Raw genomic sequence first — 14,895 nt, forward strand, 5'->3', positions numbered from 1 at the left:
GATGCGCACTCAAGGTTCGTTGCCCACCAGCCCTATCTTCGTTGCGCCTTCGCGCTGTGCGGCCGCCATCACCTGTGCCACCGCGCTATAAGGCGCGGCCTTATCCGGCGAAAGATGAATCTCCGGCTGATCCGCCTGGGCCGCAACTTCGGCCATGTGGTGCTCCAGATCCGCACCTGCTGCGAGCGGTGCGCCGTTCCACTGCAGCGCGCCGCTCGGGCCGATATCGATCTGCACCACCGGCGGCGGCGTGGCGGGCGGCGGCGGGCTGTCCACCGGCAGATTCATCTTGACCGCGTGCATCTGGATCGGGATCGTGATGATGAGCATGATCAGCAGCACCAGCATCACGTCGATGAGCGGAGTGGTGTTGATATCCACCATCACGTCCGGCTCGTCGTTGCCCGATGGGACGTTCATCGCCATCGTCTTGACTCCTTGTTTGAGCAGGTTTTGGCCTGCTTTTTAGACCGATACAGCCGCTTAGCCGCCGCGCGCGGGCGGCTGTGTAATGAACGAAACCTTGGCGATCCCGGCCCGCTCACAGGTGCTCACCACGCGCGCGATGTATTCGTAGCGCGTGGCCTGATCGCCGCGCACATGCACTTCGGGTTGCGGGTCGCGCTGAGAAATGCTTTTCAGTTGCGTGAGCAACGTTCCCACATCCACGCGCTTCTCGTTCCAGAACAGGTCACCGTCCTTATCCACGGCAATTTCGATGCTGTCCGGCTTCGTTTGCAGCGGATTGACGGTCTCCTTCGGCAATTGCACCGGCACGGTATGCGTGACCACCGGGATCGTGATGAGGAAGATGATCAGCAAGACCAGCATCACGTCCACGAGCGGGGTCGTGTTGATGGAGGCGATGACTTCGTCTTCGCCGCCGTCCTGCGCTACGTTCATGGCCATGGCGCAGGTGCTCAGTGGGCGTTGACGACCGCGCGCACCGGGCGCTTGCGGCCCCCGGCGAGCAGCACCGTATGCAGTTGCGCGCCAAAGCCGCGCACGCGCTCCATCAGCGACTTGTTGCGGCGCACGAGGAAGTTGTAGCCCAGCACAGCGGGCACGGCCACGGCCAGACCCACGGCGGTCATGATGAGCGCTTCGCCCACCGGGCCGGCTACCTTGTCGATCGACGCCTGGCCCGCGATACCGATGGCCGTGAGCGCGTGATAGATGCCCCAGACCGTGCCGAACAGCCCGACGAACGGCGCGGTCGAGCCAACCGTGGCAAGAAACGCGAGGCCGTCCTGCAGACGGTTCGACACACTGGAGCTGGCCCGGTCGATCGACACCTGGATCCACGTGTTGCGGTCGACTTCTTCGAGCAGCGCTTCGTCGTGATGTTCGGCGGCTTCGATGCCCGTCTCCGCGATGAAACGGAACGGCGAGTTGTCGTCAAGGTCGGCCACGCCCACGGCCAGCGACGGTGCGTTCCAGAGTTGCGCATCGGCCGATTTAGCGCGGCGGGCGGCGCGCGCCTGCTCGACGAACTTGGTGATCATGATGTACCAGCTGCCCATCGACATCACCACCAGCACGACCAGCACGAAACGCGCGACGAAGTCGCCGTTGGCCCACAGCGCGCCCAGGCCATAGGGATTGGCGTCAGCGGCGCCCGGAGCGCTTTGTGCCCACACGAGCGGCGATGCGAGGAGCGTCACCACGCCAGCCACAGCGGAAACGAGGCCGGCGGAACGCACGGCAGGGGTTTGCTTCTTCATGTTTGCTCCAGAAAAACGCTTAATTCAGGTTGAACGAAAACGGCACCTGCACGCGCACGGGCTGGCCCTGCGAGATGCAGTTGAACTTCTTGACGGTGTTGAAGGCGGCGCGGTCAAGCAAGGGGTCGGCGGATTTTTCGACCTTCTCTTCCGTCACATGGCCCTGCGCGTCCACCACGAACGAGATCAGCACATCGCCGGTGATGTTGTTGTCCTGCGCTTCCTCCGGATACACCATCGCGGCGCGTACCTTGTCCGAGTTCGGGCACACCACGCCGGCTTCGTGACTCACGGGTTTCGCGGGCGCGGGCGGAGCCGGCGGCGCAACCGGTGCAGGCGGCGCGGGCGGAGCCGGGGTTTCCGATTGATGCGTGATGGTCGGCGCAGGCGGCGCGACGACCGGCACCTCCGGCTTCGGCACATAAGGCGCCACACGTTTGGGCGGCGCGATGGGCTTGGGCGGCGGCAGCTTCACCGTAGGGATGGGCGGCGGTGGCGGCGGTTTGATGGTTTCCAGAATCCGCACTTCGACGGGCTTCTGGATCACCTGCACTACCTTGCTCGCAAGGCCGTTGAGCAAGGCCCAGATAAACACCACGTGCAGCAGCAGCACGATAGCGATACCCGCGTAGCGACGCACCGATCCCTGCTTGCGCGCCCCGTATTGCCGCGGGCGCGCTGCCCACTTCCCCGCGACGACCACTGAGTCCGACATGAAGCGCTCCTTCTATTTCTATGGACTGCAAACTGTTTGTAAACCGCGCCGATCGATAGCCGTACGACGCGGATGCTGCCTCAGGTCTTCGGCAGGCCCGGCGGATTGGTGGCCGCGCGCTCGATCGCTTCCGAATCCAGATTCCAGCGATCCAGCACCTGGCGGTATTTGCCGTCGCGAATCAGCTCATTGAGGCTCTGCGTAAGCGGATCAGCCAGGCCGCTGCCCTTGCGCGTGGTGATCGCCACTTCGGCGGTACGCGGCCAGCCGCCACTCACGGTGCCGACCAGCCGCGTCTTGCCCTGCGTCGCCGCCTGCCATGCGAGCACGGCGTTGACGCTGAAGATCGCATCGGCGCGGCCCGACTGCAGCGCGAGCGTGCGCACCGCATCGTCGTCGTAGTACTGCACGCTCACCGGTTTGAGACCGTGCGCCACGTTCTCCTTGTCCCATTCGAGCAGCACCTTCTCCTGATTGGTGCCCGCATCGGTGATGATGCGCAGGCCCGCGATGTCCTTCGGCTCGCGGATCGACTTGATCGGGCTGTCCTTGCGCACGTAGAAACCCACTTCATCGCGGCGATAAGTCGAAAAGTCGAATTTCGCTTTGCGCTCTTCGGTAACGGTCACGTTGGAGACCACGGCATCGACCTTGCCCGACTGCAGCGCGAGCGGCCAGTCTGGCCACGCGAGCACCACGAGCTTGAGCTTGCGGCCCAGGCTGTCGGCCACAACCTGAGACAGATCGACGTCGAAGCCCACCACCGTTTTCGCATCCGTGGCGTAGGTGCTGATCGGCGGCAGCGCGGGCACGATGCCAATCGTGAGCGTGTCCTTGTCGACGAAATTGAAGTTCGCCGGCACGGTCTTGATAATGGCCGGATCGGCGCTGGCGCGTACACGGCCATGCTGTTCCGGGCTCAGGTCGAACGACGTCGCGGCCAGTGCGAGGCTGGCTGCGCCCAGCGTGAGTGCGCCCGCAAGCGCAACAAGTGTGTATTTGAGTTTCATGATGGCGATACAGGCAGGTCTGGAAATAAGGAAACGCTCGGTGAAGCGCGCTTAGTGCTTGTTCAGTGCTGCGCGCCCAGCGTCTCGCGCGGGCGCAGGTCTTCGAGCGTGTCGACAGCGCGCGGATTCACGAGGTCCTTGGCAAACGGCAGATGCACATGCACTTCGGGCGCGATCGCACGATCGAATAGCGGCGTATAGCCCGAATCGATATACAGGCCCCATGCTTCCGGTTGCTTGAAACCGGTGGTGAGATACACACGCCGATAGCCCTGGCGCAGCGCGCGTGCTTCGAGCTCTTCCACCACGCGCCGTGCGAGTCCCTGGCGGCGCTGGTCTTCGCGCGTCCAGATGCGCTTGAGTTCGGCGGTATAGGCGTCGTAACGCTTGAATGCGCCGCCGCCGACGGTTTCGCCATCACGCTCGACGACGATGAACGCGCCTTCGGGCGGCGCAAACAGTTCGGCGGGATAGCGCGCCAGTTCCGCGGCCGCCGATGCGTCGCTATCAGGACGAAAGGCGCGGTAACGCGTGGCGTATTCCTGCGTCAGCGCGTCGATCAAAGGCTGCGCGACGGGGTCGAGCGGCGACGTGTCGAATATGCGGTAGCTCATGGTCGTTGCATTCGTAGTGGTCTGTTATCGCAACGTCGTCGGTCAATTTGACGACCGTTGTAGTTGCGACAAGATTAGCCCTTCAACGAATGCAGATTAACCAAGCATTTCTAATATCTTTATCGAATCCGTTTTATGGATTGCGTAGATATTCACACAAGCGGTTTTTCTATCCGATGCCACATGTTTTTCGTCATTCGATTAGCACTGGATGGCGTTGCATTGACGGTTATACGGGTTGCGCCAGATGGAAAAGACAATCGCCGCGTTGCACGGCCGCCATCGCGCGCTGGCATACGACTTCGCCTTCGGCTTTGAAAGTTACCGTAACCGGTTCGCGCAGCGGCGTATCGGGAAAGTGGATGCGCGCAGCAGGCTCGCCCGCGCTTACACGTTGACCGAGTTGCACGAGCGGTTCATACACGCCGCGCTCGTACGCGTAGACATAGTGCGATGCACCCGCGACGCGGTAGAAGCGTGTGTCCCCCGGCGGCGCAGCGGGCACGAGCGGCCCATTCAGTACGCCGATCTTGCCCAGCAGATGCAGCACACCTTCGCGCGCCTCGCGCAGCAAGCGTGCTTGCACGATGCCCGCCCCGCCCAGTTCCGTGACGATCGACAATGCGCCCTGGCGGCGCGCGGCGCTGGCCGAATGCAGCGGATTCTCTGGATGCAAAAACGCGCGCGGCATGCCAAAGGCCGCCAGCGCGCTGCGCAAGCGGGTGTTTTCTTCTGCATCGCGTGGCTCGATTGCCAGCATATTCGCACCGTGATAAATCAGCGAACTGCCGCCCGAATGGAAATCGAGTAGATATTGCGAACGTGAAAGCAGCGTGTGCTCAATGTAATCCGCAATAACAGCGGTGGGCTCTCCGTGTGGATCGCCGGGAAAACTACGGTTCAGATTGCCGCCATCGAGCGGCGATGTGCGCAGCCCCGCATCGGCGGCCGGGAAATTCGTCATCGGCAGGAAGATCATCTGGCCCTGCACCCACTGCGGTTCGATTTCGCGCAGCAGTTGCGAAACGAGAATCTGCCCTTCGTATTCATCGCCGTGATTACCGCCCATCAAAAGCACCGTGGGCCCGGCTCCATTGCGGATCGACCCGACCGGAATGGGAATCCAGCCATAAGCCGAACGATGCACCGAATGCGGCAGACGCAGATAGCCGGTATGGCGGCCGTTGGCGTCGAAATCGATTTCACTGCGGATCGGGTTGACCATGCTGCTCCTTGTTCAGGGGATAGTCGTTAGCGCTACCCATCGCGATAGCTAAACCGGGCCATTCTGGACGATGTGCACCGCCGCGCCTACCAAGCATTGCACGAATGAATATGAAAGCTGCGCTTTCACTAAGCGCGAGATGGAAGGTCGATAGCAGAAATCCTTCTTTGACGCCGCCACGCCCGCTCACTAGACTGGGCTCCATCTTGTTATAACAAGTTACCCATGCCCCAGAACAAGCTCGTCGCCCTGCCGCCGCAACCCCTTTACGCGAAGATCAAGGACACGCTGCGCACGCGCATCCTTGACGGCACCTATGCCCCGCACAGTCAAATGCCATCGGAACACGACCTGTGCGCGCTATTTGGCGTGAGCCGCATCACTGTACGCCAGGCTCTGGGCGACCTGCAGAAAGAGGGGTTGGTGTTTCGCCTGCACGGCAAAGGCACCTTCGTGTCCAAGCCCAAAGCGTTCCAGAATGTGACCTCGCTACAGGGCTTCGCCGAGGCGATGTCGTCGATGGGCTACGAGATCGTCAACCAGTTGCGCTCGTTTCGCGTCGTCAAGGCCAGTCGCCACGTCGCGCAAAAACTGCACCTGAGCGAGGGCGATAGCGTAGTTGAGATTCATCGCGTGCGTCTGCTCAATCGCGAGCCGGTATCGCTCGAACTCACGTGGCTGCCCGAAGCGCTGGGCAAGCGCCTGGCCGGGGCCGATCTGGCAACGCGCGACATCTTTCTGATTCTGGAAAACGATTGTGGCGTGGCGCTCGGTCATGCGGACGTGTCGATCGACGCGATGCTTGCGGACGACGATATCGTCAATGCGCTTCGCGTCCAGGAAGGCAGCCCGGTGCTGCGCATCGAGCGGACCACGCACGACGCCAGCGGTGCCCCTATCGACTACGAGTATCTCTACTTTCGCGGCGACGCGTTCCAGTACCGCCTGCGCGTGGATCGCGACAAGAACGCCTCGCACATCAGCAATCCATAAGGATGACGCAATGAATACGGAAACGATCCCCACAGAAATTATGGAGTACGACATAGTTGTCGTAGGCGGCGGCACTGCCGGGCCCATGGCGGCTATCAAGGCCAAGGAGCGCAACCCGGCGCTGCGCGTGCTGGTGCTGGAGAAAGCGCATGTGAAGCGCAGCGGCGCGATTTCGATGGGCATGGACGGCCTGAACAACGCCATCATTCCGGGCCATGCCACGCCCGAGCAATACACGCGCGAAATTACCATCGCCAATGACGGTATCGTCGATCAGGACGCCGTCTACGCGTATGCGCAGCACAGCTTCACCACCATCGAACAGCTCGACCGCTGGGGCGTAAAGTTCGAAAAAGACGGCAATGGCGACTACGCCGTGAAAAAGGTCCATCACATGGGCGCGTACGTGTTGCCCATGCCCGAGGGCCACGACATCAAGAAGGTGCTGTACCGCCAGCTCAAGCGCGCCCGTGTGGACATCACCAACCGTGTCGTCACTACGCGTCTGCTCAAGGACGCGCAAGGCGCTGTGTCGGGCGTGATCGGCTTCGACTGCCGCACGGCGCACAACGTGGTGGTACGCGCCAAGGCTGTGATACTGTGCTGCGGCGCTGCGGGGCGACTCGGCTTGCCCTCCTCCGGCTATCTGATGGGTACTTACGAAAACCCCACCAACGCAGGCGATGGCTATGCGATGGCCTATCACGCGGGCGCTGCGCTGACCAACCTCGAATGCTTCCAGATCAATCCGCTGATCAAGGACTATAACGGCCCGGCCTGCGCCTACGTGACCGGCCCGCTTGGCGGCTTCACGGCCAACGGCAAGGGCGAACGCTTCATCGAATGCGATTACTGGAGCGGCCAGATGATGTGGGAGTTCTATCAGGAACTGCAAAGCGGCAATGGCCCGGTGTTCCTCAAGCTCGACCATCTTGCCGAGGAAACCATCCAGACCATCGAGCAGATTCTGCACACCAATGAGCGCCCCAGCCGTGGACGTTTCCATGCCGGACGCGGCACCGACTACCGCTCGCAGATGGTGGAAATGCATATCTCGGAGATCGGATTTTGCAGCGGGCATAGCGCGTCGGGCGTGTATGTCGATGCGCGTGCGCGCACGACCGTGCCGGGACTGTATGCCGCGGGCGATATGGCCGCCGTGCCGCACAACTACATGCTGGGCGCGTTCACCTATGGCTGGTTCGCGGGCCACGACGCCGCCGATTACGTGGCGGGCCGCGAGCACGCGCCACTCGATCAGGCGCAACTGGACGCCGAACGCGCGCGCATCTACGCGCCGCTCGCCCGCACAGACGGCCTCGCCCCTTCACAGGTGGAATACAAACTGCGCCGCATGGTGAACGACTATCTGCAGCCGCCCAAGGTCACGCGCAAGATGGAAATCGGCCTGCAACGCTTCGAGGCCATCGCTGAGGATATCGAATCGATCAAGGCGAACAATCCGCATGAACTGATGCGCGCCGCCGAAGTACGGGCGATTCGCGATTGCGCCGAAATGGCCGCGCGCGCCTCGCTGTTTCGCACGGAAAGCCGGTGGGGCCTCTATCACCATCGCGTCGACTATCCGCAGCGCGACGACGCCAACTGGTTCTGCCACACCGACCTGCGCAAGCATGAGAGCGGCAACATGATCTGCGAGAAGCGCGCCGTCAAACCCTATGTCGTGCCGATTGGCGCGGACGAGCAGGACGCCTATGGCCGCATGCGCATCCGGCCCGCGCAGGAACTGGTCGAAGCACACTAAAAAGCGTACGGAGAAAAACCATCATGTCCTTCACGCCCCACGATATTTTCCAGCGCAGCAGTGCCCCCGTCACCATCGACGAAGACCTTTGCATCGCCGACAAAGGCTGCACCGTCTGCGTCGATGTGTGCCCGCTCGATCTGCTCGCCATCGACACGTCTAAAGGCAAAGCCTATATGCAGTTCGACGAATGCTGGTATTGCATGCCCTGCGAGCGCGATTGCCCGACTGGCGCGGTCAAGGTCGACATCCCCTATTTGCTGCGCTGAATTACCGTGTTTTCAAAGCACGGTGACGCAGCACAATAATTTGCATTCCCAATCGATTATCAAAATGACCGATTTTTCAGACTCCAGTGCGCTTGCGCGATTGAATGATGCTGACGCCGCCGTGCGCCGCATCGCCGTGCTCGACCTTGCCGATCTCGAAGATGAAACGCTCGTCCCCGCGCTGGTGGCGACGCTGACAAGCGATTCCGCGCCCGAAGTGCGCCGCGAGGCCGCAACCGTGCTGGCCGCGTGGGAACAGGAAAACGTGGTGGAAGCACTGTGCGTGGCGCTGCTCGACGCGGATGGCGATGTGCGCGACGCCGCCCAGCAGTCGCTTTCCGAACTCAAGGATCCCGCTTCGGCGGCCGTGCTGCGGCGTTGGGCTGCGCGTTCCGAACCGTTTGCGCGCAGCGCCGCACTGCGAGGACTGCGCGAGTTGCGCGACGCTGCCGCTTTCGAGCCCGCACGCGCGGCGCTCGACGACGCTCACGCCGAAGTGCGGATCGAAGCCGTGGCCGTGCTGGGCTGGCTCAAGGACGCGCGCGCACTCGCGCCGCTTGCCGCGCTGCTGGCTTCGGACACTCAAGTCGCCGTCAGGCGCGCTGCGGCGGGCGCGCTAGGCTTCGCTACCGCCGATGACGAACACGCCGCGGCCGCCCTGCTTCACGCCCTGCGCGACGCCGACTGGCAGGTGCGCGAGGAAGCCGCCACGACGCTTGGCAAACTGCGCAGCCGGGCGGCGCGCGACGCGCTCGTCGCCGCTCTCGACGACGACTACTGGCAGGTGCGTCTGCGTGCGGCCCGCGCGCTCGGGCGTCTGGCCGACCCGCACGCGGCCGAAGCGGTTAGCGCCCTGCTCACGCATTCGATCAGCAATCTGCGCAAGGAAGCGGCGTTAGCGCTGGGAGAACTTGGGTCGACGGCAAGCATCGCTCCGTTGCAGGCCACACTGGAAGATCGCGATCCCGAAGTGCGCAAGGCCGTGCGCATCGCCTTACAGCAACTCGAAGGCGGCGCATCGTGAAGGTTCCAGTCGAATTGCGCGCAGAAAACGCGGCGCTCGTGCTGGTATGGCCCGACGGCGCCCAACAGCGCCTGCCGCTGGCTGCATTACGGGCTGCTTGCCGCTGTGGCCACTGCCGCGCTGCGCGACTGCGTGGCGTAGACCCTGCTCGATCGATCCCTATCGATCTCAGCCTCACTGGCATCGCGCCGATGGGCTATGGCGTCCAACTCGCGTTCAGCGACGGCCACGATCGTGGCATTTACCCGTGGAACTGGCTCGAAAATTTCGCCGCGCAGGAAAACGGTGAACCGGCGACGCTCACAGCGCCTCCTGACACAGTGACATCATCCGCTGCACCATCGTGGATGCCTCGTTGAGTTCCATCTCATCGGTAAAAAGGGCCGAGACGCTCGACAGACGTACGGCGATGCCCGCGCCCAGCAGGTCACGGCTGGCGATCTTGAGCGCAAGCTGGCCCAGACGCACGCGGTCGAGCCAGTGCATCGTCGCGCCGGCCTTCTGCAGCCATTCGCGACAGCACGACACGACATGATCGACGCGCCATTCCTGCGTCAACGCGTAAGACGACGCGGCGATCGCCACGAGATAACAGAGCAATTCCGGGCGGGCACTGCTCGCTTCGATAAATTCCGTTTTCACTGGCATGCTGTCCCTGGTTTCCAGACATAGGCTCCATAGCTATGGCCGGACGTCGCAAAAGCAAGCAAAGAGCGCATTGTGCATCGGAAGCGGGCTTTGTTGCAGAAACGTGAATCTCATTCCGCCAGCAACCCGCCGCCGCGCGAGGCGCAAATGGCGACTATACGCCTGCGGGCCGCGCTGACGCTAAAACGCCCTCATCGAGCCAATCAAGCATGCAGGAATGATGCGCCAGGAATTGCGTCGAAAATGCGACAGCCGTGCAGCACGATCCGGCCAGCCGTCAAGATTAGTTAGTCATACCTGGCATTTACCGTCGCTCGATGACAGCCGCGCGACCCGCCACGGCCTGCAAAAAATTTCCGTTGCGCCTGCAAATAATTCCATTGCAGGCGCGCTTCGCCGCCAAACCCGCGCTGCAGAAAGCTAAAAAAAGAAAATAAATTGATTCGGTTTGCATGAGCCAAGCCCTATGGCTGCGCCTCGCGATTTTTGTGCGATTTTCTTTCATCGCAAACGTTTGCTTTTGTATGGCATGGTGGCATGCCGCTTGCGCGCGCCCGGGCCGCGCAACCCGGTTACCAAGCCCGATGCGCGACGGATTTCATCACCCTTATTTAACCCTCATCGCCTCATTGCATGAGTGCATCAGGAGTGCTTTCCATGTTCACCCAGCGCACGCGCGCCCTCCAGGCCACGCTGCTGTCCGCAGCAGCCCTCGCCCTCTTTTCGCCTTGCGCGCCGGCGCAGCAATACACCACCGACTGGCTCGCCAACACCTATGGCACGCTCGCCGCGCATGTCGGCAATGGCGCGCGTTCGATGTGGGTTTCGCCGGAAGGCGTCGTCTATACCGCCTCGTTCTGGGACGAAAACGAGGGCGGCGTGGCGATTTATCAGAACGGCAAAAGCGTCGGCTCGATCGGCATCCACGACGAGTTTCAGGGCGGCGCGATCACCGGCAACGCCACGTCGATTTTCGCCGTGTTGCAATCGGGCACCTCGTACGGCAGCGGCACGGTCGGCCGCTATAACCGCGCGGACGGCACGCGCGACCTCACCATCAACGTGAGCGTCTGGAACAAGGTAAGCCGCGCCGACGCCATCACCGGCCTCGCCACCGCAGGCAACCTGCTCTTTGCGAGCGACTTCTTCAGCAACCGCGTGCGCGTGTTCAGCACCGACGGCGTCTGGCAACGCGACATCCCGCTCAAAAGTCCCGGCGCGCTCGCACTCGACAGCGCGGGCAACCTCTGGGTCGCGCAGAAAAGCACCGGCGTCATCAACGAATTCAGTGCGGCTGGCGCACCTTTGCAGACGATCCAGATGGCGGCGGGCGCACAGCCTTCGGCGCTCTATTTCGATGCGTCCACCGGCTTGCTGATGGTGGGCGACGAAGGCCCCGACCAGAACATCAAGCTTTACAACATCGCGGGCGCGCCCACGCTCACCGGCACCTTCGGCGTCACCGGCGGTTATCTGGACAGCACCACCGGCATCAAGGGCCAGGTGGGCGACAAGCGCTTCACGCGCATTACCGGCATCGGCAAGGACAGCGCGGGCAATCTCTACGTACTGAACAATCCGTGGGGCGGCGGTTGGGATCTGGGCCGCAACGGCGGCACCGATATTCATGTCTACAACGCGACCGGCACACTGCTTTACAAGCTCCAGGCGCTCAATTTCGAAGGCGTCGCCGCGCCCGACCCGCTCACGGATTCCACGCTCTTCTACAGCGGCACGGCCATATTCACGGGGACGGCGGGCGGCACCTTCGTCGCCAACACGGTCGATCCTTTCACCTACCCGAACGATCCGCGCCTGAACATGAACGACACGCAGCGCGACGAGCACTTCGGCCAGCTCGTGACGGTGGGCGGCAACCGCATCCTGGTGGCGTCAGGCCAGAATCCAGGTATCTTTTACCTCTATCACTTCAATACCGCGAGCGGCTATATCGCCATTCCCGACGCCTCGCTGCCCGGCACCGCCTTCAACACGACCTTGCAGGTGACAGGCGGCTTTTGCCTCGACAATCGCGGTGATATCTGGGCCGGGCTCGACCGCACCAACCACATCTACCACTACCCGTTCAACGGCTTTGACGGCACCGGCAAGCCGTCATGGGGCGCGGCATCGACGATCTCCACGCCCGAAAGCGTGCGACCCACCGCGCGCATTCTCTACCAGGCCGAAAGTGACACGATGATCCTCGCGCAAGGTCTCGCGGGCAACTGGGACTGGACCGCCATGAACGGCTATATCGAGGTCTATCACGGTTGGGCGGCAGGCAATATCAGCAAGCCCAGCCCGGTCATCACGCTCACCGGTGCGAACCCTAAGTCGATCGCCGCGGCCGGCAATTATCTGTTTGTCGGCTACGTGCACACGGTGCCGAATATCGACATTTACAACCTTACGACCGGCCAGCTCGTCACCACGCTCACCAATGCGAGTCCCGGCACCGTCGATGTGGGCAACGATGTCGACTCGATGTACGGGCTGCGCGTCTATCTACGCTCGACCGGCGAGTACGTCATCACCAAGGACAATTACAACGGCACCAGTGTGATCGTGCATCGCTGGATGCCGTAAGGCGTTTTTTTCATTCGATGAAAGGCGCTTGAGCGAGCAAGGCCCAGGGTAGAATTTCGCCGCTTTATCTAAATATTCCGGCGAACCGGCCGATAGTGAGTGCCAGATAGATGGCGGTCCGGCGCGCGTTGTTCCGGCGGACCGCCCAATAAAGGGCGTCCGACCCTGCCCGAGAAAAAAGTGAACCACGATACCTTCGCATGTCCGCGCTTCTCGCCCGCCGTGCCGCTTCGATTCAATGGCGCGCCGCGCGTGACGTGCGGGCCGTTTGCCAATCAGTCGGATAAGCGCGCCGCATGAAGCTCGCCCAGATCCGGCGCTTTGCCGGTTATGCCTGCGTTGGCGCGGCTGGGACTGCCGTGCAGTACGGCGTCCTCAGCGCGCTCGTGCTGGTGCACGCATGCGGGGCCGTGGCGGCATCGGCGATCGGCGCGATTGCCGGGGCCATCGTCAACTACGTTCTGAACTATCGTCTGACCTTTCGCGCCACGCGTTCGCACCGCGAAGCCGCGCCGCGCTTTTTTGCCGTTGCGGCAGTCGGTGTGGCGATCAACAGCGCGCTCATGTTCCTGCTGATCCACCGCTTCGCGACCGCATGGCTGCTGGCCCAATGCATCACCACGGCCTGCGTGCTGATCCTGACTTACAGCGCCAATTCGCTCTGGACGTTCCAGACCCGCCGCGCCTGAAGGCACGCGTGCGGCATACGCCGCATGCCACGGCATCCCGTCACGTAGAACGAATCACCGATGTCACAGACCTCTACCCTTCAGCCGCCGCTTGCGGCCTCGAACCTGCGCGAGTCGAACGAGACCGGCAAACTGCTGTGGCTGCTGCCGTTGCACGCCATCGTCTGGACCCTCGCGGCGTGGCTCTCGCGCAGCAATCTCGACACGCCGGGCGACATGGTCGAAAACTACGTCTGGGGCATCGAATGGCAAGCCGGCTATGCCAAGCATCCGCCGCTGTTCGCGTGGATCACGGCCGCCTGGTTCCGCGTGTTTCCGCATACGGACATCGCTTATTTCGCGCTGTCCTCGCTCAACGCGATGGCGGGACTGTTCGGCATCGTCGCGCTGGCCGGGCGCTTCGTGCCGCGCCGCCTGGCGCTGCTCGCGGGCGTGGCGATGGCGGTCTCGCCGCTCTACTCGAACCTCGCCATCAAGTTCAACGCGAATTCGGTGCTGCTCTCGATCTGGCCGTGGACCGCGTACTTCTTCGTGCGTTACATGCAGAAGCGCGAAGCGCGCGACGCGCTTGCCCTGGGCGTATTTGCAGCGGCGGCGGTGCTGGGCAAGTATTTTTCGGTGGTGCTGCTGGCCGCACTGGTTTTCGCAACGCTTGCACGCCCGGCATGGCGCGCGCGCCTCTTCGAACGCCGCACGCTGCTGGTTGCACTGGCTTTCGGCGCCGCGCTCGCACCGCATGTGTACTGGCTCGTGGTCAATCATTTCCCGACCTTCGCCTACGCCGATAAACGCACGGGCGGCTCCATCGGCGCGGCGCTCGGTCGATTCGGTATCTACACGCTTGCACAGATCGGCTATCTCGCGCTGAGCTTCGTCGCCATGCTGCTGATGGTGCGCGAGCGACGCGGCGAAGCGGCCAGACTGATGGCCGCCAGCGTGCTGAAGCCCTCGCTCAATCCGGACCTGTGGTGGCTCACGCTGGCCCCGCTGTTCGCTGTCGGGCTGATCGCCTGCGCTGCGCGCACGCAGATGGCATCGGTCTGGGGTATGGCGCAGTGGTTCGCCGTCGCACCGCTGTGGCTCGCCGTGCTCAATCGCGCAGGTATCGCGCTGGTGCCGGCGCGCGCGGTGCGCCTGCTGGGCGGCTACTGGCTCATCGTACTCGCGGTCACGGCGACGATCGGCTATCTGGGCGCGCGCCACAACAGCGACGAAGCCGCCGAACCGCGCGCGGAACTCGCAGCGGCTGCGCAAAGCATGTGGAACCAGCGTTTCGGGCGCGATGTGCCGGCTGTGGCGGGATCGGCGCATGAAGCGCAGTCGGTGGCGTTCTATAGCCGCGGGCAGACGCAGTACTGGAATATGGGCGAGCCGCAAACGACGCCGTGGCTGCACCTCGCGGGCCTCGACCGCCGCGGCGCGTTGTTCGTCTGCCGTCTGGGCGACGTGCGCTGCATCGTGCAGGCGCGCTGGATCAGTGGGGAGCAGCCAGAGCCGGTTAGCGTGCACAAGCACGCGTGGGGACGCGAGCTTGCGGCGCGCAACTATGTGTTTTTTGTGGTGGCGCCGCAGAGTTGAGGCGGATGCGGATGCGGATGTGATCAGGCCGTTCGGGATGAAGGTTCCGGGC

At 62.9% G+C, this 14,895-nt stretch carries 17 protein-coding genes; 9 read left to right on the plus strand and 8 right to left on the minus strand.

Going from position 1 to position 14,895, the window contains the following annotated elements:
- Positions 1–9: 9 nt before the first annotated feature.
- From F3J17_RS25355 to F3J17_RS25385, 7 genes are all read right to left on the minus strand, one after another.
- Entirely contained in the window at positions 10–426 is a 417-nt protein-coding gene (locus F3J17_RS25355) for a biopolymer transporter ExbD (RefSeq protein ID WP_167065535.1), read from the minus strand.
- A gap of 57 nt (positions 427–483) precedes the next feature.
- The gene (locus F3J17_RS25360) at positions 484–909 is read right to left on the minus strand and encodes a biopolymer transporter ExbD (protein ID WP_167065538.1); all 426 of its coding nucleotides are present in this window, start codon (positions 907–909) and stop codon (positions 484–486) included.
- A gap of 11 nt (positions 910–920) precedes the next feature.
- Positions 921–1,724 (minus strand): MotA/TolQ/ExbB proton channel family protein, encoded by an 804-nt coding sequence (locus tag F3J17_RS25365; RefSeq protein WP_167065541.1) that lies wholly within the window; start codon positions 1,722–1,724, stop codon positions 921–923.
- 19 nt (positions 1,725–1,743) lie between these two features.
- Positions 1,744–2,439 carry an energy transducer TonB gene (locus F3J17_RS25370; protein ID WP_167065544.1) on the minus strand — a complete coding sequence of 232 codons (696 nt, stop codon included), beginning with the start codon at positions 2,437–2,439 and terminating at the stop codon, positions 1,744–1,746.
- Positions 2,440–2,519: 80 nt separating this feature from the next.
- Positions 2,520–3,449 carry an ABC transporter substrate-binding protein gene (locus F3J17_RS25375; RefSeq protein ID WP_167065546.1) on the minus strand — a complete coding sequence of 310 codons (930 nt, stop codon included), beginning with the start codon at positions 3,447–3,449 and terminating at the stop codon, positions 2,520–2,522.
- A gap of 62 nt (positions 3,450–3,511) precedes the next feature.
- On the minus strand, positions 3,512–4,063 hold the full coding sequence (locus F3J17_RS25380) for a GNAT family N-acetyltransferase (RefSeq protein WP_167065549.1): 552 nt from the start codon (positions 4,061–4,063) through the stop codon (positions 3,512–3,514).
- Positions 4,064–4,292: 229 nt separating this feature from the next.
- Positions 4,293–5,288, minus strand: coding sequence for a succinylglutamate desuccinylase/aspartoacylase family protein (locus tag F3J17_RS25385; RefSeq protein WP_167065552.1), 996 nt, complete (start codon positions 5,286–5,288; stop codon positions 4,293–4,295).
- 225 nt (positions 5,289–5,513) lie between these two features.
- Here F3J17_RS25385 and F3J17_RS25390 point away from each other — a divergent pair, with 225 nt between their 5' ends.
- The 5 genes from F3J17_RS25390 to F3J17_RS25410 all read left to right on the plus strand — a co-directional run bounded on the left by F3J17_RS25390 (position 5,514) and on the right by F3J17_RS25410 (position 9,698).
- Entirely contained in the window at positions 5,514–6,281 is a 768-nt protein-coding gene (locus F3J17_RS25390; RefSeq protein WP_167065555.1) for a GntR family transcriptional regulator, read from the plus strand.
- A gap of 25 nt (positions 6,282–6,306) precedes the next feature.
- Positions 6,307–8,046: a fumarate reductase/succinate dehydrogenase flavoprotein subunit gene (locus F3J17_RS25395; RefSeq protein ID WP_167065648.1), complete on the plus strand. Its 1,740-nt coding sequence runs from the start codon at positions 6,307–6,309 to the stop codon at positions 8,044–8,046.
- A gap of 23 nt (positions 8,047–8,069) precedes the next feature.
- A complete protein-coding gene (locus F3J17_RS25400) occupies positions 8,070–8,315 on the plus strand; it encodes a ferredoxin family protein (RefSeq protein ID WP_167065558.1) in 246 nt (81 codons plus the stop codon).
- 64 nt (positions 8,316–8,379) lie between these two features.
- Positions 8,380–9,339, plus strand: a complete 960-nt coding sequence (locus tag F3J17_RS25405) for a HEAT repeat domain-containing protein (RefSeq protein WP_167065561.1) — start codon at positions 8,380–8,382, stop codon at positions 9,337–9,339.
- Positions 9,336–9,698: a DUF971 domain-containing protein gene (locus F3J17_RS25410; RefSeq protein ID WP_167065564.1), complete on the plus strand. Its 363-nt coding sequence runs from the start codon at positions 9,336–9,338 to the stop codon at positions 9,696–9,698. Before F3J17_RS25405 ends, F3J17_RS25410 begins: the two co-directional genes overlap by 4 nt.
- On the opposite strand, the gene F3J17_RS25415 is transcribed toward F3J17_RS25410, so the two are convergent.
- Positions 9,640–9,987 (minus strand): hypothetical protein, encoded by a 348-nt coding sequence (locus F3J17_RS25415; protein ID WP_167065567.1) that lies wholly within the window; start codon positions 9,985–9,987, stop codon positions 9,640–9,642. The two genes, F3J17_RS25410 and F3J17_RS25415, sit on opposite strands and share 59 nt — an antisense overlap.
- A 217-nt stretch (positions 9,988–10,204) precedes the next feature.
- Here F3J17_RS25415 and F3J17_RS36060 point away from each other — a divergent pair, with 217 nt between their 5' ends.
- The 4 genes from F3J17_RS36060 (at position 10,205) to F3J17_RS25430 (ending at position 14,843) form a co-directional block, all read left to right on the plus strand.
- Entirely contained in the window at positions 10,205–10,411 is a 207-nt protein-coding gene (locus F3J17_RS36060; protein WP_205194953.1) for a hypothetical protein, read from the plus strand.
- A 233-nt stretch (positions 10,412–10,644) separates the two neighbouring features.
- The gene (locus tag F3J17_RS25420) at positions 10,645–12,576 is read left to right on the plus strand and encodes an SMP-30/gluconolaconase/LRE-like region family protein (protein ID WP_167065570.1); all 1,932 of its coding nucleotides are present in this window, start codon (positions 10,645–10,647) and stop codon (positions 12,574–12,576) included.
- Positions 12,577–12,872: 296 nt separating this feature from the next.
- Positions 12,873–13,265 carry a GtrA family protein gene (locus F3J17_RS25425; RefSeq protein ID WP_167065573.1) on the plus strand — a complete coding sequence of 131 codons (393 nt, stop codon included), beginning with the start codon at positions 12,873–12,875 and terminating at the stop codon, positions 13,263–13,265.
- A 60-nt stretch (positions 13,266–13,325) separates the two neighbouring features.
- Complete coding sequence (locus F3J17_RS25430; protein WP_167065576.1) at positions 13,326–14,843, plus strand: glycosyltransferase family 39 protein; 1,518 nt, start codon at positions 13,326–13,328, stop codon at positions 14,841–14,843.
- The last annotated feature ends 52 nt before the right edge of the window (positions 14,844–14,895 follow it).

Source organism: Burkholderia sp. Ax-1719, from assembly GCF_011753055.1.
In the GTDB taxonomy this organism is placed as follows: domain Bacteria; phylum Pseudomonadota; class Gammaproteobacteria; order Burkholderiales; family Burkholderiaceae; genus Paraburkholderia.